21 protein-coding genes and 2 tRNA genes are annotated in these 22024 nt (G+C 56.5%); 8 read left to right on the plus strand and 15 right to left on the minus strand.

All coding sequences use genetic code 11. From position 1 onward, the window contains the following. Window positions 1-7: 7 nt before the first annotated feature. From infB to rlmE, 11 genes are all read right to left on the minus strand, one after another. Complete coding sequence (gene infB / locus ACTG2W_RS08670; protein WP_005338806.1) at window positions 8-2701, minus strand: translation initiation factor IF-2; 2694 nt, start codon at window positions 2699-2701, stop codon at window positions 8-10. 20 nt (window positions 2702-2721) lie between these two features. Further along, window positions 2722-4224, minus strand: a complete 1503-nt coding sequence (gene nusA / locus ACTG2W_RS08675) for a transcription termination factor NusA (RefSeq protein ID WP_005338808.1) — start codon at window positions 4222-4224, stop codon at window positions 2722-2724. Window positions 4225-4238: 14 nt separating this feature from the next. Beyond that, a complete protein-coding gene (rimP, locus tag ACTG2W_RS08680; RefSeq protein WP_005338809.1) occupies window positions 4239-4697 on the minus strand; it encodes a ribosome maturation factor RimP in 459 nt (152 codons plus the stop codon). A 166-nt stretch (window positions 4698-4863) separates the two neighbouring features. After that, window positions 4864-4940: transfer RNA gene (locus ACTG2W_RS08685), tRNA-Met, on the minus strand. A gap of 92 nt (window positions 4941-5032) precedes the next feature. Continuing rightward, window positions 5033-5117: transfer RNA gene (locus ACTG2W_RS08690), tRNA-Leu, on the minus strand. A gap of 7 nt (window positions 5118-5124) precedes the next feature. Continuing rightward, window positions 5125-5451: a preprotein translocase subunit SecG gene (secG, locus tag ACTG2W_RS08695; protein ID WP_106842314.1), complete on the minus strand. Its 327-nt coding sequence runs from the start codon at window positions 5449-5451 to the stop codon at window positions 5125-5127. Then, a complete protein-coding gene (tpiA, locus tag ACTG2W_RS08700) occupies window positions 5452-6216 on the minus strand; it encodes a triose-phosphate isomerase (protein ID WP_043822828.1) in 765 nt (254 codons plus the stop codon). Window positions 6217-6347: 131 nt separating this feature from the next. Continuing rightward, complete coding sequence (gene glmM, locus ACTG2W_RS08705) at window positions 6348-7682, minus strand: phosphoglucosamine mutase (protein ID WP_005338823.1); 1335 nt, start codon at window positions 7680-7682, stop codon at window positions 6348-6350. Beyond that, window positions 7607-8542, minus strand: coding sequence for a dihydropteroate synthase (folP, locus tag ACTG2W_RS08710; RefSeq protein ID WP_440016169.1), 936 nt, complete (start codon window positions 8540-8542; stop codon window positions 7607-7609). Before folP ends, glmM begins: the two co-directional genes overlap by 76 nt. Window positions 8543-8601: 59 nt before the next feature. Further along, window positions 8602-10548, minus strand: coding sequence for an ATP-dependent zinc metalloprotease FtsH (gene ftsH / locus ACTG2W_RS08715; protein ID WP_005343537.1), 1947 nt, complete (start codon window positions 10546-10548; stop codon window positions 8602-8604). Window positions 10549-10593: 45 nt separating this feature from the next. Further along, complete coding sequence (rlmE, locus tag ACTG2W_RS08720; RefSeq protein ID WP_005338828.1) at window positions 10594-11223, minus strand: 23S rRNA (uridine(2552)-2'-O)-methyltransferase RlmE; 630 nt, start codon at window positions 11221-11223, stop codon at window positions 10594-10596. 97 nt (window positions 11224-11320) lie between these two features. Here rlmE and yhbY point away from each other — a divergent pair, with 97 nt between their 5' ends. Next, window positions 11321-11617: a ribosome assembly RNA-binding protein YhbY gene (gene yhbY / locus ACTG2W_RS08725; protein ID WP_005338829.1), complete on the plus strand. Its 297-nt coding sequence runs from the start codon at window positions 11321-11323 to the stop codon at window positions 11615-11617. Window positions 11618-11720: 103 nt separating this feature from the next. Then, window positions 11721-12302, plus strand: a complete 582-nt coding sequence (locus ACTG2W_RS08730; RefSeq protein ID WP_106842311.1) for a PilZ domain-containing protein — start codon at window positions 11721-11723, stop codon at window positions 12300-12302. 76 nt (window positions 12303-12378) lie between these two features. Here ACTG2W_RS08730 and greA read toward each other — a convergent pair whose 3' ends face one another. The 3 genes from greA to pomA form a co-directional block, all read right to left on the minus strand. After that, a complete protein-coding gene (gene greA, locus ACTG2W_RS08735) occupies window positions 12379-12855 on the minus strand; it encodes a transcription elongation factor GreA (RefSeq protein ID WP_005338833.1) in 477 nt (158 codons plus the stop codon). A gap of 156 nt (window positions 12856-13011) precedes the next feature. Continuing rightward, window positions 13012-13905: a flagellar motor protein MotB gene (locus ACTG2W_RS08740; RefSeq protein WP_005349528.1), complete on the minus strand. Its 894-nt coding sequence runs from the start codon at window positions 13903-13905 to the stop codon at window positions 13012-13014. An 8-nt stretch (window positions 13906-13913) separates the two neighbouring features. After that, window positions 13914-14672, minus strand: coding sequence for a flagellar motor protein PomA (gene pomA / locus ACTG2W_RS08745; protein ID WP_005349525.1), 759 nt, complete (start codon window positions 14670-14672; stop codon window positions 13914-13916). A gap of 211 nt (window positions 14673-14883) precedes the next feature. Between pomA and xseB the strand changes: the two genes are divergently transcribed. Genes xseB through dxs form a run of 3 tightly spaced genes read left to right on the plus strand, consistent with a single transcriptional unit; the run spans window position 14884 to window position 17916 of the window. Then, window positions 14884-15135, plus strand: a complete 252-nt coding sequence (gene xseB, locus ACTG2W_RS08750; protein ID WP_005338838.1) for an exodeoxyribonuclease VII small subunit — start codon at window positions 14884-14886, stop codon at window positions 15133-15135. Next, complete coding sequence (gene ispA, locus ACTG2W_RS08755) at window positions 15136-16026, plus strand: (2E,6E)-farnesyl diphosphate synthase (protein WP_106842310.1); 891 nt, start codon at window positions 15136-15138, stop codon at window positions 16024-16026. A gap of 21 nt (window positions 16027-16047) precedes the next feature. Beyond that, window positions 16048-17916, plus strand: coding sequence for a 1-deoxy-D-xylulose-5-phosphate synthase (gene dxs / locus ACTG2W_RS08760; protein ID WP_106842309.1), 1869 nt, complete (start codon window positions 16048-16050; stop codon window positions 17914-17916). Window positions 17917-18199: 283 nt separating this feature from the next. Here dxs and ushA read toward each other — a convergent pair whose 3' ends face one another. Beyond that, window positions 18200-19936, minus strand: coding sequence for a bifunctional UDP-sugar hydrolase/5'-nucleotidase UshA (ushA, locus tag ACTG2W_RS08765; protein ID WP_106842308.1), 1737 nt, complete (start codon window positions 19934-19936; stop codon window positions 18200-18202). 267 nt (window positions 19937-20203) lie between these two features. Here ushA and ACTG2W_RS08770 point away from each other — a divergent pair, with 267 nt between their 5' ends. The 3 genes from ACTG2W_RS08770 to ACTG2W_RS08780 all read left to right on the plus strand — a co-directional run bounded on the left by ACTG2W_RS08770 (window position 20204) and on the right by ACTG2W_RS08780 (window position 22009). Next, window positions 20204-20548 carry a DUF2956 domain-containing protein gene (locus ACTG2W_RS08770; RefSeq protein ID WP_106842307.1) on the plus strand — a complete coding sequence of 115 codons (345 nt, stop codon included), beginning with the start codon at window positions 20204-20206 and terminating at the stop codon, window positions 20546-20548. 143 nt (window positions 20549-20691) lie between these two features. Beyond that, window positions 20692-21027, plus strand: a complete 336-nt coding sequence (locus ACTG2W_RS08775; protein ID WP_005335280.1) for a hypothetical protein — start codon at window positions 20692-20694, stop codon at window positions 21025-21027. 112 nt (window positions 21028-21139) lie between these two features. Continuing rightward, complete coding sequence (locus tag ACTG2W_RS08780; RefSeq protein ID WP_106842306.1) at window positions 21140-22009, plus strand: tetratricopeptide repeat protein; 870 nt, start codon at window positions 21140-21142, stop codon at window positions 22007-22009. Window positions 22010-22024: the final 15 nt, after the last annotated feature.

The following is a 22024-nucleotide window of genomic DNA, read 5'->3' on the forward strand; positions in this document are numbered from 1 at the left end:
TCTCGGCTTACAGAGTCCGTTGGATTTCAACAGTCTCGTAAACTTCGATCTGGTCGCCTTCACGCACGTCGTTGTAGTTCTTGACCGCGATACCACACTCGTAGCCGTTGCGAACTTCGTTGACGTCATCCTTGAAGCGGCGCAGGGATTCCAGCTCGCCTTCATAGATAACCACGTTGTCACGCAGAACGCGGATACGGTTGGAACGCTTGACCACACCTTCGGTAACCATACAGCCGGCAACGGCGCCGAACTTCGGAGACTTGAAGACACTACGCACTTCAGCCAGACCGATGATTTCCTGACGATACTCAGGGGCCAGCTTGCCGCTCATGGCCTGCTTCACTTCGTCGATCAGGTCATAGATGACGGAGTAGTAACGCAGATCCAGGCTCTCGGATTCGATGACCTTGCGCGCAGATGCGTCGGCACGGACGTTGAAACCAACCAGGATGGCGCTGGAAGCAGCAGCCAGGGTCGCGTCGGTTTCGGTGATACCACCTACGCCGGAACCCACGATCTTCACCTTCACTTCGTCGGTGGAGAGTTTGACCAGCGCATCGCAGATCGCTTCCACAGAACCTTGTACGTCGGCCTTGATCACCACGTTCACTTCGGACACTTCGCCCTCGGTCATGTTGGCGAACATGTTTTCCAGCTTGGCCTTCTGCTGGCGAGCCAGCTTGACTTCGCGGAACTTGCCCTGACGATAGAGCGCCACTTCACGGGCTTTCTTCTCGTCACGGACAACGGTGGCTTCGTCACCGGCAGAGGGAACACCGGAGAGACCCAGGATTTCCACCGGCAGGGACGGCCCCGCTTCCTTGATCTCGCGACCCAGTTCGTCACGCATGGCGCGAACACGGCCGTACTCGAGACCACACAGAACGATGTCGCCCTGACGCAGAGTACCTTCTTGTACCAGTACGGTAGCAACCGGACCACGACCTTTATCCAGGAAGGATTCGATCACGACGCCGTTGGCCATGCCATCAACCACCGCTTTCAGCTCCAGTACTTCGGCCTGGATCAGGATGGCTTCCAGCAGGTCGTCGATGCCTTCGCCAGACTTGGCGGATACGTGCACGAACTGGCAGTCTCCACCCCAATCTTCGGACATGACGTTGTAACGGGCCAGTTCGGTCTTGACGCGATCCGGATCCGCTTCCGGCTTGTCGATCTTGTTGACCGCAACAACCAGCGGCACACCGGCAGCCTTGGCGTGCTGGATAGCTTCGATGGTTTGCGGCATCACGCCGTCGTCAGCTGCAACAACCAGAACAACGATATCGGTCGCCTTGGCACCACGAGCACGCATGGAGGTAAACGCCGCGTGACCCGGGGTATCCAGGAAGGTGATCATGCCACTGTCGGTCTGGACGTGGTAAGCACCGATATGCTGGGTAATACCACCGGCTTCGCCAGCAGCAACCTTGGCTTTACGAATGTAGTCGAGCAGCGAGGTCTTACCGTGGTCAACGTGACCCATGATGGTAACGACCGGTGCACGCGGCTTGGCTTCGGAGGTCTCGTCACGATCGGACAGCACCGCCTCTTCTAGCTCGTTCTCACGACGCAACACAACCTTGTGACCCATCTCCTCGGCGACCAGCTGAGCGGTCTCCTGGTCGATCACCTGGTTGATGGTGGCCATGGCACCCATCTTCATCATCACCTTGATGACTTCAACGCCCTTCACGGCCATCTTGTTGGCCAGCTCGGCCACAGTGATGGTCTCGCCGATGACGACGTCGCGGTTCACCACGGCAGCCGGCTTGTTGAAGCCGTGCTTCATGGCGTTCGGCATGGCGACCTTGCCGCGCTTGCCTTTACGGGCACGCGGGTTGCGAGAGTCGCGATCATCTTCACGACGACCGGCTTTCTTCGGTGCCTTGGCTGCTGCGGCAGTGCGGCGGCTGGTCTCTTCTTTCCGATCCAACTCGTCTTCTGCGGCTTGCGCATGCTTGTTGGTGGTCAGATGGTAGTCGCTGCTCTCTTTGGCGCGTGCGGCCTCTTCTTCAGCCCAGCGGGCTGCGTTCTGTTCCGCCATGAGACGAGCCTCTTCGGCTTTCTTCGCGGCGAGTTCTTCAGCTTTTTTCAAAGCTGTTTGTTCCTGTTGGCGCTTCAGTTCTTCTGCTTCGCGCTTGGCCATCTTTTCTGCCTCTTGCTGAGCTGTGCTACTGGCTGCTTTGGCGGGCTGTGAAGCCTGTCGAGCCTTTGATTGTGCCTCGATCCGCGCCTTTTCCTCAGCTTCACGACGAGCTTGCTCAGCCTCACGGCGAGCCTTCTCTTCAGCTTCGAGGCGAGCCTTCTCTTCGGCCTCGCGACGAGCTTTTTCTTCTGCTTCCAAACGCGCTGTTTCCTCGGCTTCCGCCTGACGCTGTTCATCTTCCAGCGCCGAGCGTCTTACATAGGTGCGAGACTTGCGCACTTCTACCTGCACTTCCTTGTTCTTGCCGCCAGTCCCCTGAACACTGATGGTGCTCTTGGTCTTGCGCTGCAAGGTCATGCGGGCAGGAGCGGCGACCTCGTCACCTCCATGCTGTTTCTTCAGGTGTGCCAGCAGAGCCTGTTTCTCAGACTCGCTGACCATGTCGTCGGCCTTGCTCTTGCTGATACCGGCATCGACAAACTGCTGGAGAAGACGATCAACCGGTGTGTCGATGTCAGTGGCAAGTTGTTTGACTGATACTTCTGCCATTCATTTTCCTCCGTTTGATCTTACTCGGACTGCTCTTCTCCGAACCAACAGATATTGCGAGCAGCCATAATGAGCTCACCTGCCTTCTCGGCAGTCAGCCCTTCAATATCAGCAAGGTCATCGATACCTTGCTCAGCCAAATCTTCCAGGGTGCCCACGCCACGGCCCGCCAGAGCGTAAGCCAGTTCGCGGCTCAGACCGTTCAGATTGAGCAGCTCTTCGGACGGCTCAACGCCATCGAAAGACTCTTCTTTGGCCAGTGCCTTGGTAGTCAGGGCATCTTTGGCGCGCTTGCGCAGCTCTTCGACCATGTCTTCATCCAGACCGTCGATAGCCAGCAGCTCGTTGACCGGTACAAAGGCGATCTCTTCCAGGGTAGAGAAGCCCTCTTCCATCAGCAGACCGGCGAAATCGTCGTCGATGTCCAGGGTGCTGGTGAACAGGTTCATGATGCGGTCGTTTTCGGCCTGGTGCTTGGCACGCATGTCCTCAACGGTCATCACGTTCAGCTCCCAACCGGTCAGCTGGGAGGCCAGACGCACGTTCTGACCATTGCGACCGATAGCCTGAGCCAGGTTGGCAGCTTCCACGGCGATATCCATGGTGTGGTTGTCTTCATCAACGATGATGGAGGCCACATCGGCAGGTGCCATGGCATTGATCACGTACTGGGCCGGGTTGTCATCGTACAGCACGATGTCGGCACGCTCACCGCTCAGCTCGGCGGAGACAGCTTGCACACGGGCACCGCGCATACCGATACAGGCACCGATCGGGTCGATACGACGATCATTGGTCTTCACCGCGATCTTGGCGCGGGAACCCGGATCACGGGCAGCGCCCATGATTTCGATCATCTCTTCACCGATCTCCGGTACTTCGATACGGAACAGCTCTTTCAGGAAGTCCGGGCTGGAACGGCTGACAAACAGCTGGGAACCACGGGCTTCCGGACGCACTGCATACAGCAGGCCACGGACACGGTCACCCGGGCGGAAGGTTTCACGCGGCAGCATGTCATCACGGAAGATCACGGCTTCAGCATTGCTGCCCAGATCCAGGATGACGTTGTCGCGGTTACTCTTCTTGACCACACCACTGATGATGGTGCCTTCTTTATCTTTAAACTGATCAACTACTTGTGAACGCTCGGCTTCGCGCACTTTCTGCACGATAACCTGCTTGGCGGTCTGGGTAGTGATACGGTCGAAGGTCACAGAGTCGATCTGGTCTTCGACATACTCACCGATCTGGATCTCCGGCTGATCAATCTGCGCCGCTTCCAGGGTGATTTCAGCATAGGGGTTCTCCATCGCGGCTTGATCCGCAATGACTACCCAGCGGCGATAAGTGTCGTAGTCACCGGTCTTGCGATCGATTTCGACCCGAACTTCAATCTCGCCTTCATATTTCTTCTTGGTCGCAGTCGCCAGCGCGGTTTCCAGAGCCTGGAAGATCTTCTCGCGGGGTACCGCTTTCTCGTTGGATACTGCGTCAACGACCAGCAAAATCTCTTTATTCATATCCGATAGCCTCGTTAACCAAAGTTCGGCACTATGTTCGCTTTTTGGATATTGGTGAAAGCCAACACGTCGTCCTTACCATCTACTGTCAGGGTGATCATGTCGCCTTGCACAGCTTTGATTACGCCTTTGAACTTGCGGCGGTTGTTTGTTGCCATCCGAAGCGTTACCGCCGCCTCTTGGCCAACGTATTTTTCGAAATGGGCAACCTTGAACAGGGGACGATCCAGGCCTGGGGAGGACACCTCGAGGTAGTACTCCTCGGTGATGGGATCTTCGACGTCCATGATGGCGCCAACCTGATGGCTGACCTCAGCACAGTTCTCGACAGTCACACCCTGCTCGCCGTCGATATAGACACGCAAGGTGGAGTGTTTACCCGCACGGATAAACTCAATACCCCAAAGTTCAAAACCCAAGGCAACGACCGGAGCCTCGAGCAGATCGGTCAAACGTTGTTCCAACGTAGCCAAAGTCACCCTCCGAAAAACAAAAAAAGGGCATAAAGCCCAGATAGATATCGATTCAGAGTAAATTGCACATAACAAAAAGCCCCGATGTCAAATCGGGGCTTGGCGCTTTACCCTGATTGTCGCCTCGCAGCGACCGCCTTCCTGAGCGTAGGAAATGCGTGAAATTTGGTTGCGGGGGCCGGATTTGAACCGACGACCTTCGGGTTATGAGCCCGACGAGCTACCATGCTGCTCCACCCCGCGTCCGAAATCGTGCGAGATTATAGCCACTTCACTCTCGCGATACAAGACTGACTGGCTATAATACACTCGGTTTCCCGAGCTCACTGCTTAATTGGTGCCGTGGGCGGGACTCGAACCCGCACACCCTAGAGCACTACCCCCTCAAGATAGCGTGTCTACCAATTCCACCACCACGGCAAAACTCTTACTCGGGAACGTCAGTATCTTTCTTCACTGGCACTTTGGTCTGCTCAACCTGTTGGGTTTGTTGCAGATTTTCCCACTCACTACCCTGCTTGACCTTGTTGCTGGACATAGATCCGAGCACTAGGCTGATAACGAAAAACAGAGTAGCCAAAATTGCTGTTGTTCGGGTCAGGAAACTGCCTGAACCACCGGAGCCGAATACTGTGTTCGATGCCCCTGCGCCGAAGGAGGCGCCCATGTCAGCCCCTTTACCTTGCTGAATCATCACCAGACCAATCAGAGCCAGTGAAACCAGCAGATAAACGACTAAAAGAATCTCGTACATTTAACTTGCACCCTTTGCCGCTTCAACAATTCCTAAAAACGCATCGCTATCGAGGCTTGCTCCGCCAATCAGTCCGCCATCAATGTCGGGCTGTGCAAACAAATCTCTCGCGTTGCTCGGCGTTACGCTCCCACCATAGATGATTCTAACTTTCTCACCTATTACCGGAGTATCCTCCGCCAAGCGACCGCGTATAAAGGAATGAACCTCTTGTGCCTGCTCGGGTGTGGCGCATTTACCTGTACCTACAGCCCAAATCGGCTCGTAGGCGATGATAGCATTATCGAAAGCCATCGCGCCATTTTTCTCTATGACGATATCCAGCTCTTCAGCGATCACCTCGAAGGCTCTTCTCGCCTGCCTCGCCGCACCTGATTCACCTAAACAGAGGATGGGAATCAAGCCTGCCGCTCTGGCTGCCGCAAACTTCTCTGCGACGATAAAACTGGTCTCACCAAAGAGACGCCTGCGCTCGGAGTGCCCTACCAATACGTAACGACACCCTGCCTCAACCAGCATCTGACACGAGATTTCTCCAGTGTAAGCGCCGGTCGCGTGCTGACTCACATTCTGAGCCCCCAACTTTATTACTTTCTGCTCATTGAGCAGTGAAGCGCTAAAGTCGAGATGCACATGGGAAGGACAGAGAACCACATCTACTTTTCCGTCAACGCCGTTTAGGCACTGACTCGTAAACTGCTCTAACTGCGACCTACTACCGTGCAACTTCCAGTTGGCTGCTACAAACGGCTTGCGATGTCCCATCGGCAACTCCCTTGCGAAAGCGGGGCTGATAATATCCAGAGGATGCTCAGCTGACAAGTGCTATTTTTAAATTTTTGAATCGTTTGAACAAGATACAACCAGGGCGGCTAAAAAGCCGCCCTGGTTGTTCATTAAAACGCCGATTCAACCTGCTTGGCGATGCGCTGAGCCATATCACGCACCTGCTGTTCATGCTCCCCTTCGACCATGACCCGGATCAGCGGTTCGGTACCTGATTTGCGCAACAGAACGCGACCACGGCCAGCCAGCTCCTGTTCCACCTTGGCAACCTCAGCCATGACAGCATCAGCGGCCAGCGGATCCTTGCCTTCGGCAAAACGAACATTCACCAGCACCTGCGGGAACTTGCTCATGCCGGAGCGCAGCTTGGCAAGCGGCATCTCGGCACTGCGCATGGCGGTAAGTACCTGCAAGGCAGCCACGATGCCATCACCCGTAGTGGTTTGATCCAGACAGATGATGTGGCCGGAGTTCTCGCCACCGATGCGCCAGCCCTTCTCTTCCATCATCTCCAGCACATAGCGGTCACCCACCTTGGCACGGGCAAACGGAATACCCAGGGTTTGCAGCGCCAGCTCCAGACCCATGTTGGCCATCAGGGTGCCGACGACACCGCCTTTGAGGCGACCATTGCGCAGGGCATCGCGCGCGATGATATAGAGCACTTCATCACCGTCGATGAGATAGCCGGTATGGTCGACCATGATCAGACGGTCACCATCACCATCAAAGGCAACCCCCAGATCGGCCTTGCACTCCAGTACCTTGGCAACCAGAGCGTCAGGCGCAGTCGAACCGACACCATCGTTGATATTGAGACCATCCGGGGCACAGCCCATGGTGATCACTTCAGCGCCCAGCTCGCGGAAAACCGACGGCGCAATGTGGTAAGTGGCGCCGTGGCCACAGTCGACCACCATTTTCACCCCATCCAGATTCATGTGGGAGGGGAAGGTGCTCTTGCAAAATTCGATATAGCGACCGGCAGCATCATCAATGCGCACCGCTTTGCCAAGTTCGGCCGACTCGACACACTTGAGCTCGTGATCCAGCTCGGCTTCGATAGCCAGCTCGACATCATCGGGCAGCTTGGTGCCGTCGGCGGAGAAGAACTTGATGCCGTTGTCGTAGAAGGGATTGTGGGAAGCGCTGATGACGATACCAGCTTCGGCACGGAAAGTGCGAGTCAGGTAGGCAACCGCCGGCGTGGGCATGGGCCCCATCAGAATGGCCTTGAGGCCTGCCGCAGAGAGCCCCGCTTCCAGCGCGGATTCCAGCATGTAACCGGAGATGCGGGTATCTTTGCCAATCAGCACCTTTTTGGTGCCCTTCTTGGAGAGCACCTTGCCGGCAGCCCAACCTAATTTCATTACAAAATCAGGGGTGATCGGGTATTCGCCAACCTTGCCGCGCACACCATCGGTACCGAAATACTTTCTTGCCATTGTCTGTTCTCTTTATTATCGGAAATAAAATCTTGTCCCGTCATTGCCAGCCAACCGACGCGCAATGCGTCCATGGTCTCCCGTACATCATGTACCCTGATGATGCGGGCCCCATGCTGCATGCCGATAAGGGCGCATGCCAGACTGCCCGCCAGACGCTCATCCACCGGACGGCCCAGCAGGTTGCCTATCATAGACTTTCGCGACATCCCCACCAATAGCGGCAAGCCATAATCAAGCAGTTCCTTTTGAGCCGCCAACAGCTGATAGTTGTGTGCAAGGGTTTTGCCAAAGCCATATCCCGGATCCAGCAACAGCTCTTCACGACGGATCCCGACCGCCAGACAAGCCGCAATACGCTCATCAAAGAAGGCGCGTACCTCCCCGATCAGGTCGTCATAGTGCGGCTCGACTTGCATGGTTCTCGGCTGCCCCTGCATATGCATCAGACAGACCAGAACCCGCGCTTCGGCCGCGGCCTGCAGCGCTCCAGGCTCTTGCAGCGCCCGCACATCGTTGATCAGATGGGCACCCGCCTTGCAACCCTCCCGCATCACAGCCGCTTTGGAGGTATCGAGGGAGATCATCACATCCAGCTCACGAACCATCTGCTCCACAACAGGAATGACCCTGTCCAGCTCCTCCTGCTCGTTCACATCGGGCGCACCAGGGCGGGTTGACTCGCCACCGATGTCGATGAGGGTCGCACCGTCAGAGACCATCTGGCGCGCATGGGCCATTGCCCGTTCAAACTGGTTGAAATTACCGCCATCGGAGAAGGAGTCGGGCGTCACATTGAGGATCCCCATCACATGGGGACGATCGAGGGAGAGGCTGAGCCCCTTGCTGGTTAACTGCATTTTCACGTCCATCTGATAAAGAAAAACCCCGGGCAAGCCCGGGGTTTGGAGAGTCACAATTATTTGGCCGGAGCATCGTTGGCTTTGTCGATAGTGACATCCGCCACCGGTGCAGCCTCATCGGCAGGCTTGGCCTCGGCAGCCACGGTGGAACCACCTTGCGGGGTATCACCGTGCTCGTCATGCCAGTTGCTCGGAGCACGTACCTCGCGACGCGCCATCAGATCATCGATCTGTTTGGCGTCGATGGTCTCGTACTTCATCAGCGCATCTTTCATGCTGTGCAACACGTCCATGTTATCCAGCAGGATCTGCTTGGAACGGGCGTAGTTGCGGTCGATGACCTGCTTGACCTCGGCATCGATAACGCGAGCGGTATCGTCGGACATGTGCTTGGCCTTGGCCATGCTGCGACCGAGGAACACCTCGCCATCTTCTTCAGCGTAGAGCATCGGGCCGAGACGCTCGGACATACCCCACTGGGTCACCATCTTGCGTGCAATGTCGGTCGCCCGCTCGATATCGTTGGACGCACCGGTCGATACCTTCTCGGCACCATAGATCAGCTCTTCTGCCAGACGACCGCCATACAGGCTGGAGATCATCGACTCCAGATGCTGCTTGGAGTGGCTCCAGCGATCCTGCTCCGGCAGATACATGGTCACCCCCAGCGCACGACCGCGCGGAATGATGGAGACCTTGTAAACCGGGTCATGATCCGGAACCAGACGACCAATGATGGCGTGACCGGCTTCATGATATGCAGTCATCTCTTTCTCGGACTCTTTCATCACCATGGAGCGGCGTTCCGCACCCATCATGATCTTGTCCTTGGCCTTCTCGAACTCGGCCATGGAGACCACTCGGCGGCTCTCACGAGCAGAGAAGAGGGCTGCCTCGTTGACCAGGTTGGCCAAATCCGCCCCGGAGAAACCGGGGGTGCCACGGGCAATCAGCGCCGGATTGACGTCATCCGCCAACGGAACTTTGCGCATGTGCACTTTCAGGATCTGCTCGCGACCACGGACATCCGGCAGACCGACCACAACCTGACGGTCGAAACGGCCCGGACGCAGCAGTGCCGGATCCAGTACGTCAGGACGGTTGGTGGCTGCGATGACGATGATGCCTTCATTGCCTTCAAAACCATCCATCTCGACCAGCATCTGGTTAAGAGTCTGCTCACGTTCATCGTGACCACCACCCAGACCGGCGCCACGCTGGCGACCGACCGCATCAATTTCATCGATGAAGATGATGCAGGGGGAGGATTTCTTGGCCTGTTCGAACATGTCACGCACCCGGGAGGCACCGACACCGACGAACATCTCCACGAAATCGGAACCTGAGATGGTGAAGAACGGCACCTTGGCCTCGCCCGCAATGGCCTTGGCCAGCAAGGTCTTACCGGTACCGGGAGGACCAACCAGCAGCACACCGGTCGGGATCTTGCCGCCCAGTTTCTGGAATTTGCTCGGGTCGCGCAGATAGTCGACCAGCTCCTTCACCTCTTCCTTGGCTTCATCGCAACCTGCAACATCAGCAAAGGTGGTCTTGATCTGATCTTCGCTCATCAGGCGAGCCTTGCTCTTGCCAAACGACATGGCACCTTTGCCACCGCCGCCCTGCATCTGACGCATGAAGAAGACCCAGACACCGATCAGCAGCAGCATCGGGAACCAGGAGATGAAGATAGAGGTCAACAGAGACGGCTCTTCCGGCTTCTCGCCCATCACTTTGACATTGTGATTGAGCATGTCGTTGAGCAGCTGGGGATCCGGCGCAGGGATGATGGTGGTGAATCGTTCACCAGTACGCTTGACGCCATTAATGACCTTACCGTCCATCCGCACTTCACGGATCTGCTCTTGGGTCACCTCTTTAACGAAGCTGGAATAGTCCAGCTGGCGACTGGTGGTATCGCTGGGGCTGAAGCTATTGAACACCGACATCAAAACGACGGCGATGACCAGCCACAGGATTAAGTTTTTCGCCATGTCACTCAAATCAGTAACCTCGCAGACTGACAGTTAACGATGAAGGTTAGGGTACTACAGTTTAAAACCGGTAGCCACAATGTAGACTTCCCGTGATCTGGCGCGGGATGAGTCTGGTTTACGAATTTTGACAGCGGAGAAAAGTTTACGAATTTCATTGAGATAGGCATCAAAGCCCTCTCCCTGAAACACCTTCACCACGAAACTGCCGTCACTACGCAATACCTGATTGCACATGTCCAGTGCCAGCTCGACTAGATACATGGCGCGAGCCTGATCCACCTGCTGGGTACCGCTCATGTTGGGCGCCATATCAGACATCACGACATCGACCTTGTCGGGACCCACTCGTTCCAGCAAAGCGCCGAGTACAGTTTCCTCCCGAAAGTCCCCTTGCAGGAAATCGACACCGGCAATGGGATCCATCGGCAAAATGTCACATGCGATGACGCGACCCGAATCACCAACCTGTTCAACCGCGAACTGGGACCAACCACCTGGGGCTGCTCCCAAATCCACTACGGTCATGCCATGTTTCAGCAAGCGATCCTTGCCCTGGATCTCGTCAATCTTGAAAACAGCACGAGAACGCAGGCCCATTTTCTGGGCTTTTTTGACGTATTGATCGTCGAAATGTTCTTTTAACCAGCGAGTTGAACTGGGGGAACGTTTTTTCTGGGTCATGATAATCGACTTTAAAAAACCACAAGGGTTATTAGTATTAAGGGCTAAGTGGGGGTAGAATACGCCCCTTTCAACCCTGACTTATGAAGAAATTGCGATGATTCTCAACAATAAACAGAAACAGTACCTCAAGGGCCTTGCCCATAGCCTCAAGCCTGTCGTCCTGCTGGGTCAGCATGGTCTGACCGAAGGTGTACTGGCCGAGATCGATCTGGCACTGAACCATCACGAGCTGATCAAGGTTAAGGTTGCCTCTGAAGATCGCGAAATGAAACAACTGGTTATGGATGCTATCGTCCGTGAAACCGGTTCAATCAAGGTGCAAAGCATGGGTCATGTGCTGACCATTTATCGTCAAGCCAACGAACCCAAAATCCAGCTGCCCCGCAAGTAAAAGGAAAGAGCATCGCTCTTTCCTTATTCCACTTCTTCCCGAGTCGCTTGCCAAAGTAGTCGCAAAGCCCTTAACCTGCGATGAATACTTCCGGACACGCATTATGGCTCACCATCCTATTCTGACCGACGATGAGCTGGCCATGCTGCGGGACTTGGGGAGCAATCAGGACACCCATGTTCTGAGTGGTCACCTCGATGCCCCCATGCTTGGCTTGCTGCAAAAAGCCGAACACCTTGTACTCGAAGCCCGCTTCGCTGGCCATCAGCTGCGTTTTCCCCTGAGCTTTACCCAAGGGGAAGATGGCTTCGTCGAGCCCCGCTTATCTGCACCGGTCATCAGGGAGCTGGGGTTTGCCCAACCGCGCGCCTGGCGTCTCACCCAAAAAGCCAAGCTATGCAGCGAACTGGGCCTGTTTCAGGTACTCAGCCTCTCCCTCAACGGCCTCATCGTGGAAAATTTGCCAATCGACATGGTGGCCGATACCCCCATCAACGGCAAGCTCTGCATCGAGCAAGAGGACCCTCTTCCACTGCAGGGACGACTGGTAAGGCGCATCAAAGCCAATGCCGACCATGCCACCTGGGCACTGAGCTTTCAGATGAGCGAAAACAACATCGAACGGCTGCGACACTGGTTGTTTCAGCGCCATCAGGACGCCTTTACCGAGGCGTATCTGTCCTGATTTTTATCAATAATCACATAGATAAAGACAAACAGGGGAGCGCAAGCCCCCCTGTTTTATTGTCTGTAGCATTCGCTTAGATATAAGCAACTTCCAGCACTTCGTATTCCACATCACCGCCCGGCGTCTTGACGATTGCGACATCGTCCACTTCCTTGCCAATCAGGGCGCGGGCAATGGGGGAGTTGACAGAGATGAGGTTCTGTTTGATATCAGCCTCATCATCACCCACGATGCGGTAAACCACCTCTTCCTCTGTCTCGCTCTTGAGCAGAGTCACCGTCGCGCCAAAAATAACGCGGCCGTTGTTGGTCATCTTGGTGACATCGATTACCTGCGCATTGGAGAGCTTGGCTTCAATCTCCTGAATGCGGCCTTCACAGAACCCCTGCTGCTCGCGAGCGGCATGGTATTCGGCGTTTTCCTTCAGATCACCGTGCTCACGGGCATCGGCAATCGCTTCGATAATCTGGGGACGAAGCTCGGTCTTGAGATAATCGAGCTCTTCGCGCAGCTTCTCAGCGCCGCGAACAGTCATCGGAGTATGATTCATAGTCGAAACCTGGGTTGCTTGAAAATAGAAACTGCGGCCATCTGCAAGGAGGCCGCAGCAATCGGTTCGGATGAGGCATCTTAATATGAAGCCAACACAAAATCCACGTCAGCCCCCTGATGCAGATCCCACTTGCGTCATCGGCATTCCCTTCGCTTACTTCCCTTCCGGTACGGAAATGGGGGCCGAAACGGTCGGTTTGCCCTGCATGATGGCGATCTCCACCCGCCGGTTCATCCGACGATTTTCCGGGGTGGTATTGGGCACCAATGGTTGGGAGTCCGCCATCCCCTGCACAACCAGTCGCCCCTGATCAAAACCGGGGACCTTCAGCATCTGGTGCGCCACCGCCACCGCCCGTTGCGACGACAGCTCCCAGTTGGACTGGAACAGCTCATCTTCGGTCGCCACGTTGTCGGTGTGACCGGAGATGGTGATTTCACCCGGCACATCCTTGAGCAGGGTCGCTACCTTGCGAATGACCGGCCAGAACTGTGGCTGCAGAAATGCCGAACCGGCGGGGAACGACGCTTTTTCCCTGATCCGGATGATGATCTGCTGGCCCAGCGCCTCAATTTCGATGGCGCCATCCTGGATCTGATCTTTCATCTGCTCGGCGAGGGCTTTGGCCAGGGTATTGGACTGTTCTTGCGCCTTCTTCGCATCCTGCGCGGTATCGCCCCCCGTCTGTTTGCCATCACTCTTGTCCTGACCACCGGCCTGATCCGACTCGCCGGGCAGAAACTCCAGTTCGGTCTGGGTCAGATCGATGGTCTGCTGCATCACGGTATCAATTGGCGTGGGCTCAGGGCGACCGGGCCTGAACTCCTGGGCAATCACCGAGGTCCCCTTGGGAATATCTTTCACCTCAAGGATGTTCTGTACCCCGAATGCCTTGTCCATGGAACCGGCTATCTGCTTGAACTTCTGCACATCCATCTCGGCAAAGGAGAGCAACAGCACGAAGAAGCACATCAGCAGCGACATCAGGTCGGCAAAGGTTCCCATGTAACCAGGGAGCCCTGGTGGCGGGCACTTGCAATCAGACATAACGCCCCCTATTCGGTGCCGGTATTACGTTTGGACTGGTTCAGATAGTTTTGCAGCATGGACTGGATCACCCGCGGGTTCTGGCCATCCTGAATCCCCATAATGGCATCAAGGATCAGGGTACGACTGAGCTTCTCCTCCCCGCTGCGCAGCTCCAGCTTGTCGGCAATCGGGATAGCCAACATGTTGGCCTCTATCGCACCGTACAGGGTGGTAAGCAAGGCCACCGCCATCGCCGGCCCGATCGACTTGGGGTCACTCATGTTGGCCAGCATGGCCACCAGACCCACCAACGTACCTATCATCCCCATAGCAGGGCCCAGATCCCCAAGGGTACGGAAGACCTTGATGGCAATGACATGGCGCTCGGCTGTCAGGTCGATATCCTTTTCCATTACGGCACGCACCACTTCGGCATCGTGACCATCCACCAGCATATCGATCCCTTTTTTCATAAATGCATTGGGGATCTCTGCGGCCTCCAGCGCCAAAAAGCCCCCTTTGCGAGCCGCGTCAGCCAGTTCAACGGCTTTGGTAATCAGGTCTTCAAGCTTGTCGCCCTTGTACATAAAGGCTTTGCCCGCCACCTTGAATGCCATCAGGAACTGGCCAAGGTTGAACTTCATCATGGCAATGAAGATTGAGCCCAATACAGTGATGTAGACCGATGGCATATCCACATACATGCTCATGGGGCCACCCAGCAGCATGCCGTACACTACCACCCCGAAACCCAGCACTATCCCTATCAGACTGCCTAGATCCACGTCCCTACTCCTGTCACCGGTTCTTATGCCTAATTATAGTTTGTTGAATTTTCTGCTATTGCGACCCTAGCGGCAAGCATGCATCCACTGAGAATGATGGCTCATTATCGGCCAGTTTAGCGAGAGTTTGAGGGGGCAATGCTTTTCTGCCTCCCCCCTGTGGACGGTCGATGTTAATATAAGCCGTTTTTTTCAATCCCCGAGGATGGACATGGCCAGTAAAAAAATCGACCGTCTGAGTTTTGATGCCACTCTGGAAGAGCTGGAAACCATCGTTCATCAGCTGGAACAAGGTTCCCTACCCCTGGAAGAGGCACTCAAGCAGTTCGAGCAGGGCGTTCATCTGGTACGGGCCGGTCAGCAGAAGCTGGAACTGGCCGAACAGAAGATCCAGATCCTGCTCAGTCAAGCCGATGGCAGTGACCAGCTCGCCCCCTTCCAGCCAGAACAAGGAGAGGAGTGAGTGGCGCTGGACCATTTTTCCCGTCTGCATCGTCAGCGTATTGACGACTGTCTGTCAGCACAACTTGAATCCTTGCCCGCCATGGCGCCGCGCCTGCGCGATGCCATGAGTTATGGCCTGCTGCTTGGCGGCAAGCGGGTTCGCCCGTTTCTGGTCTACGCGGTCGGCGAGATGCTGGGCGTCAAGAGCGAACTGCTGGATGGCCCCGCGGCTGCCGTGGAGTGCATCCACGCCTACTCCCTGCTGCACGATGACCTGCCCGCCATGGATAACGACGACCTGCGTCGTGGTCAGCCAACCGTTCACAAGGCGTTTGACGAAGGAACCGCCATTCTGGCCGGTGATGCGCTGCAGACCCTGGCGTTCTCCATTCTGTCCGATCACCCCATGCCCGACTCCTTGATGGCCAACCGGGTGCGGATGCTGAGTACCCTCGCCCGCGCCTCCGGCTATCTGGGTATGTGTGGCGGTCAGGCGCTGGATCTGCAGGCCGAAGGGCGCCAGATCACGCTTGCCGAACTGGAGCAGGTACACCGCCACAAGACCGGTGCGCTGATTGAATGTGCCGTGGCGCTCGGCGCTCTGTGCAAAGCCGATGTTGATAACGCCACGCTGGCTGCCCTGCAAACCTACGCCGCTGCGATTGGCCTCGCCTTTCAGGTGCAGGATGACATCCTCGACATCACAGGTGATACCGCCACCTTGGGCAAGCCACAAGGTTCTGACCTGGCGCTGGAGAAAAGTACCTATCCGGCCTTGCTCGGACTCGAAAATGCCCGTGAGCTGGCTCGCGAACTGCATGGGAAAGCCTTAACAGCCCTGCAATCCTTGCCCTACAATACCGACATTCTGGAAGCGTTTGCCGATTACATCATCGAGCGAACCCACTAAACGCTGGATAACAGTAACAATATGAGCGTTGATATTAGCAATTTCCCCAACCTGGCCCTCGCGGACACTCCGGTCGAGCTGCGTTCCTTGCCCAAAGATCGGCTGCCGGTGCTGTGCAACGAGCTGCGCGAATATCTGCTGCGCTCAGTCAGCCGCTCCAGCGGGCACTTTGCCTCCGGTCTCGGCACGGTCGAACTGACCGTCGCCCTGCACTACGTCTACAACACCCCGTTCGATCGGCTGATCTGGGATGTGGGTCATCAAGCCTATCCCCACAAGATCCTGACCGGGCGCCGTGACCAGATCCACACAATCCGGCAGAAGGATGGCCTGCACCCCTTCCCCTGGCGCGGCGAGAGCGAGTACGACGTCCTCTCCGTCGGCCACTCCAGCACCTCCATCGGTGCGGCGCTCGGTATGGCGGTCGCCGCCGAGAGTGAAGGGCTGGGTCGCAAGGTGGTGGCGGTGATCGGTGACGGTGCCATTACCGCAGGGATGGCCTTTGAAGCGCTCAACCACGCCGGCGATGTCCATAAAGACATGCTGGTGATCCTCAACGACAACGAGATGTCCATCTCCGAGAATGTCGGGGCGCTGAACAACCATCTGGCCCGGGTCATGTCCGGCAAGCTCTACACCACCATCCGCGAAGGCGGCAAGAAGGTGCTGGCGGGGCTACCGCCGGTCAAGGAGCTGGCCAAGCGGGCCGAAGAGCACCTCAAGGGGATGGTGGTGCCCGGCACCCTGTTCGAGGAGTTCGGCTTCAACTATATCGGCCCCATCGACGGTCACGATATCGAGGCACTGGTCGAGACCCTGCGCAACATGCGCAACCTCAAGGGGCCTCAGCTGCTGCACGTCAAGACCAAGAAGGGCAAGGGTTACGAGCCGGCTGAGAAAGACCCCATCGGTTATCACGCCGTGCCCAAGTTCAATCCTGACGATTGCTCCCTGCCCAAGGCGAGCAGCGCCAAACCCACCTTCTCCGCCATCTTTGGCCAGTGGCTGTGCGACATGGCCGCCAAAGACGAAAAGCTGGTCGGCATCACCCCCGCCATGCGTGAAGGCTCGGGGCTGGTGAAATTCAGCCAACAATATCCGGATCGCTACTTCGACGTGGCGATTGCCGAGCAACATGCGGTCACTTTCGCCGCCGGTCTTGCCATCGCCGACAAGAAGCCGGTGGTCGCCATCTATTCGAGCTTCCTGCAACGCGCCTACGATCAGGTGATCCACGACGTAGCGCTGCAAGATCTGCCGGTGCTGTTCGCCATCGACCGGGCCGGTCTGGTGGGCGCCGATGGCCCGACCCATCAGGGGGCGTTCGACATCAGCTTCCTGCGCACCGTGCCCAACATGGTAGTGATGACGCCATCTGATGAGAATGAGTGCCGCCAGATGCTCTATACCGGCTATCTCCATCAGGGCCCTGCCGCAGTGCGTTACCCACGCGGCAGCAGCCTGAGCGATGCCCCCATCTCATCAGAGATGCAGGCGCTGGAGCTTGGCAAGGGGCGTATCCTGCGAGAAGGCAAAGGCACCGCTATTCTGGCGTTTGGCACCCTTCTGCACCACGCCAAAGCGGCCGCCGAAGCGCTGGATGCCACCCTGGTGGACATGCGCTTTGTCAAACCGATGGATGAGGCACTGGTGCTGTCGCTGGCAGCCAGCCACGATCAGTTTGTCACCATCGAAGACAACGCGATCATGGGCGGCGCCGGTTCGGCGGTGAACGAACTGCTGATGCACAGCAAGCAGTGCAAGCCGGTGCTCAACCTCGGCCTGCCGGACCGCTTCGTCGAACAGGGCACCCAGCAGGAGATCTATGCCCTGCTCGGTCTGGACGATGCAGGCATCCAGCGCAGCATCGAAAGCTGGCTGCGGGCCTGAACAACGACTAAACAAAAAGCCCATACCCCACATGCCAGCCAATTAAACCTGACTGGCATTGTTTTATTGGTTTTTTCACTCGCTACTACTTTGGCCTTACCTTCACCCTGCGTGAGCTAACGTCACGTCCTTGGTTCCGGCAACAAATCGCCCTAAAGGGGCTATCGGCACAAAAAACAATGCCGAACTCATGAGAAAGAACCGATGCAAAAAATCCCCAAGCGATGCTTGGGGATTTTTGTATAAGAGACAGGGCCTTGGCCCTTTTTTGCTTCAACGATTATCAGTTACCCATGGGGTCCTTACCACAGTTGTTGGTGTTGGCCGGGTTGACCGTGTTGTTAATGAAAGTCACTTCACCCGCAGGCTGGTAGTCAGCGACATGGACGTTCTGCTTGGCTTCCAGATACTCTTTCACTACACCCGCATCGACCAGGCCAGCATTGATGGTGTTGATGACAGGATACTTGTCGCCACCCGCCGCACTGAAGCTCGGGATGGCAAAGCTGTAGGTTGCATTAGCATCGAAGGCCTTGCCATCTATGGAGGCAATGGTAACGCTCTTGGCGCCACAATTGACTTCCATGTTGATGCCGCCAAATTGGGGATAGCCGCCGCTGGTCAAGGTCGCGACCTTACCAAGGTAAGCGACCAGCTCGGCACCTTTCATGGTTGCCTTGTTAACCGTGTTGCCGAAGGGGTGCACGGTGAGCACATCGCGGTAGGTAATATCGCCTGTCTGTATGGACGCACGCACACCACCCGAGTTCACGATGCCAAAATCGGCACCCAGTTTTTCGGCAGTGGCTGTCGTAATAAGCCGTCCCAAGTTGGTTTGCATATAGCGAACATTTTTACGCTCCCCCAGCAGGAGGCCATCGGTGGAGGCAATTTTTACACCTAACTCGGCCTCTCCCTTCTCCTGGAATACTTGTAAGGTGGAATAAAGTTCGGGGTCTTTGATAATTTCATCTTGGATAAACTGAACGTTACCATTGGCATCTTTAATCGCGCTGTTGTTATTTGCCGCATCACGCTTGGCCAGATTGACCGGAATGAGTTCATAGCTGGTCAGGGTCAACTTGCCATTCTGGTAGTCAAACTGGGCGCGACCCACATACTTGCCCCACTCGTGGGCCTGCATGATCCAGGTGCCGTTTTGCTGATCTGGCAGGCAGTTATCACCCGGTTTGAAATTGGCGTACTTGTTGGCGGTACCCGGCTCCATACAGACCGGATTCTGGGAGTGGCCACCAATGATGGCATCCAGAGTACCCGCCGGCAGTGCACGAGCCATCTCTACATCACCCGGCGCATTGCTACCATGCTGACCATCGGCATAGTGGCCCATGTGGGTGATGGCGAAGACCAGGTTCGCTTCCTTATTACTGCGGATCTGTTGCCCCAGTTTGGCCGCCTCGCTGGTCGGATCGCGGAACTCCAGGGTCTGCACGTTGTTGGGATCAACCAGCTGCGCGGTATCCTCGGTGGTCAGGCCCAGTACGGCAACCTTGAGACCGCTCTCCAGCTTGAACACCTTGTAGGGGTCAAAGTAGTGTTTTCCGCTCGCCTTGTCATAGATGTTGGCCGAGAGCATGGGGAACTGGGCCCACTTGCGCTGCTTCTCCAGCACGCTGAGGGGGTTGTCGAATTCGTGGTTACCCACCGCCATGGCATCATAGCGAATGCTGTTCATGCCGATGAAATCAGGTTCGGCATCCTGCAGATCGGACTCCGGCACCCCGGTATTCACATCACCACCGGAGAGAACCAGTACGTCGCTGCCAGCCGCCTTGGCATCCGCACGCAGCTGCTCGACCAGGGTCTTCTGGGCAGCCATGCCATATTCACCATCGACGTTGTGCCAGAAACGGCCGTGGGTATCGTTGGTGTGCAGTATGGTTAGTTTGCAGACATTTTCGGTGCAGGGTGCAACGGTGTCATTGCTCGAGGTATTACAGCCAGTCAGTGCAGCAAGCACGGCCAGTGCCACGCCGCCTTTGATAAAGTTATTATTCATTTCCATATCACCTTGATTGTTTTGTTATTTATCAACCCTGTCCAGCGGGTCGGGCGCCAATATAACAAACAACAGATGACCATTTTTCATCGATGACTCACAAATTCTGCTAATTGTGATCTTCGGCCCAACATCCGGCTTCCTGCTGATTTATCAGGTTTTTTGTTGAGTGGTCACTCACTTGCCCCATCCCGCACCAAGGAGGCGCCACCCGGACGCGCCTTTATGGCATACTCCCCAGCCAGCCATGCCCGAGGAGATGATTTGATGGCCAAGTACGACAAGATTTCCCCCGAGACCCAGCAGGAGGCGATGAAAATTGCCCGTGCCAACCAGAAGCCGGGGCAGACCAAGGAACAGACCCAGCTTATCGCGCAAGGGATCCAGAAAGGCATCGACGAATACAAGAAACAGATGAAGGCGCGGGCCCGCGAAGCGAGCCGCCAGAAAAAATTGCAGGCCAAAGCCAGGCAGCCACAGGCGGCGCCACAAACCGAAGAGCAAGACGATCAGCTGGAGCTGGTTGAAGTAAGCCATCAGCATCCCCTGCCCTGGATCTTGCTGGTGCTGAGCTGGCTAGGATTTGCTACAGCCTGGTTCTGGTTGCACTAAGACGTGCTAGCAAACCTTTATCCGGGATCCTCTTCACAGCCCGGACCCGAGCTGCTGGTGATTACCTGCGAAGAGTGATTAAATCCCGCGCCTCTTGCACCGGACTCCCTGTTTTTTGACGCTCAGTTTTCAGGAAAGATGTTATGAACCCCGCTCCGCTCTATCTGCTGGCCCCTTTTGTTCTGTTCCTTGTGACCATGCTGCTCTATCGCATTTCGCCGCTGCGGGCGGTCGCCGCCGGTGGGGTACGCTGGTTTATCCTCCCCGCCTTCACCCTGTTTATTTTGCTGATCATCATCAATGGAGCCGCCGATCCCACCCTGCGCGATCCGGCATTCCACTGGTTGATGCCGGGCCTTGGCTTTGCCCTGAGCCTGTTTCCAGCCCTGCCCAAGGCGCTGGTGCCAAGGCTCGCCATCAAGGAGGGGGCCTTTGCCGCCCTCGGCCTGATGCTGATGAGCTTGGCCATGGTCTACTGATCGGCTGGCACAACCGTTAGCATGGCTCAAGGGGCGCTCTGTGATGGGCGCCCCTTGTACAAACAATGGCCTGCAGGCATCTTGGTGACAGGATAACCAGCAAGGAGGCCAAATGGACAATCCGCCCGATTTCATGACGTTGTGGGATTATCAGGATCCCGCCGCCAGCGCCCTGCGTTTTCACACCCTTCTTCCCGAAGCGCGTGCCGCAGCCGACCTGCAACTCGAACTGGAGTTGCTGGCCCAAATTGCCCGCACCCATTCACTGCAGCGCCAGTTTGCCGAAGCCCATCAGCTGCTCGACGAGATAGAGCCTCGCCTCACCGACACAACCCCCAGAGCACGGATCCGGGCCCTGCTGGAACGAGGCCGCACCTTTAACTCGGCGGGCGACAAAGCCAGCGCCAAACCGCTGTTTGAACAAGCCTGGCAGTGGGGACTCAAGGAGAAGGAGACCTATCTCGCCATCGACGCCGCTCACATGATCGCCATCGCCGCACAACTGGAAGAGCAGAGCCGCTGGCATCAACTGGCGATGGAGCTGGCGGAACGCAGCAGTGACGAGAAGGTGCGCGGCTGGCTGGCCCCCCTTTACAACAATCAGGGCTGGACCCTGTTCGAATTGGGCCGCTTTGAGGAGGCGAAAATCCAGCAGCAGAAGTGTCTGGCCTGGCATCTACAACATAACCAGCCGGCCAAGGCGTTTATCGCTCGCTGGAGTCTGGCTCGCCTGACCCGGGCCCAGGGTCAGCACCAGCAGGCGCTGGCAGAGCTGCACCAGCTCAAGGCCGATATGGCCGAGGCTGGCGAACCAGAGGATGGTTATCTGTTCGAGGAGCTGGGGGAGAATGCCTTGGTACTCGACGATCCGCTGGCCGCGGAATACTTCTCCCGCGCCTGGTTTCTGTTGTCGCAGGACCGCTGGTTCAGCGCCAACGAGGGGGAGCGACTGGCCCGCCTCAAGCGCCTCGCCAAACTCTGATCCCCAAAATAGCAA

This window comes from Aeromonas sp. 96A, assembly GCF_051919165.1.
Taxonomy (GTDB): Bacteria; Pseudomonadota; Gammaproteobacteria; order Enterobacterales; family Aeromonadaceae; genus Aeromonas; species Aeromonas veronii.

Coding starts and splice junctions, on each gene's coding strand:
- infB (WP_005338806.1), bottom strand. CDS start 2,701: ATGGCAGAAGTATCAGTCAAACAACTTGCCACTGACATCGACACACCG.
- nusA (WP_005338808.1), bottom strand. CDS start 4,224: ATGAATAAAGAGATTTTGCTGGTCGTTGACGCAGTATCCAACGAGAAA.
- secG (WP_106842314.1), bottom strand. CDS start 5,451: ATGTACGAGATTCTTTTAGTCGTTTATCTGCTGGTTTCACTGGCTCTG.
- tpiA (WP_043822828.1), bottom strand. CDS start 6,216: ATGGGACATCGCAAGCCGTTTGTAGCAGCCAACTGGAAGTTGCACGGT.
- glmM (WP_005338823.1), bottom strand. CDS start 7,682: ATGGCAAGAAAGTATTTCGGTACCGATGGTGTGCGCGGCAAGGTTGGC.
- folP (WP_440016169.1), bottom strand. CDS start 8,542: ATGCAGTTAACCAGCAAGGGGCTCAGCCTCTCCCTCGATCGTCCCCAT.
- rlmE (WP_005338828.1), bottom strand. CDS start 11,223: ATGACCCAGAAAAAACGTTCCCCCAGTTCAACTCGCTGGTTAAAAGAA.
- yhbY (WP_005338829.1), top strand. CDS start 11,321: ATGATTCTCAACAATAAACAGAAACAGTACCTCAAGGGCCTTGCCCAT.
- ACTG2W_RS08730 (WP_106842311.1), top strand. CDS start 11,721: ATGGCTCACCATCCTATTCTGACCGACGATGAGCTGGCCATGCTGCGG.
- greA (WP_005338833.1), bottom strand. CDS start 12,855: ATGAATCATACTCCGATGACTGTTCGCGGCGCTGAGAAGCTGCGCGAA.
- ACTG2W_RS08740 (WP_005349528.1), bottom strand. CDS start 13,905: ATGTCTGATTGCAAGTGCCCGCCACCAGGGCTCCCTGGTTACATGGGA.
- xseB (WP_005338838.1), top strand. CDS start 14,884: ATGGCCAGTAAAAAAATCGACCGTCTGAGTTTTGATGCCACTCTGGAA.
- dxs (WP_106842309.1), top strand. CDS start 16,048: ATGAGCGTTGATATTAGCAATTTCCCCAACCTGGCCCTCGCGGACACT.
- ushA (WP_106842308.1), bottom strand. CDS start 19,936: ATGAATAATAACTTTATCAAAGGCGGCGTGGCACTGGCCGTGCTTGCT.
- ACTG2W_RS08770 (WP_106842307.1), top strand. CDS start 20,204: ATGGCCAAGTACGACAAGATTTCCCCCGAGACCCAGCAGGAGGCGATG.
- ACTG2W_RS08775 (WP_005335280.1), top strand. CDS start 20,692: ATGAACCCCGCTCCGCTCTATCTGCTGGCCCCTTTTGTTCTGTTCCTT.
- ACTG2W_RS08780 (WP_106842306.1), top strand. CDS start 21,140: ATGGACAATCCGCCCGATTTCATGACGTTGTGGGATTATCAGGATCCC.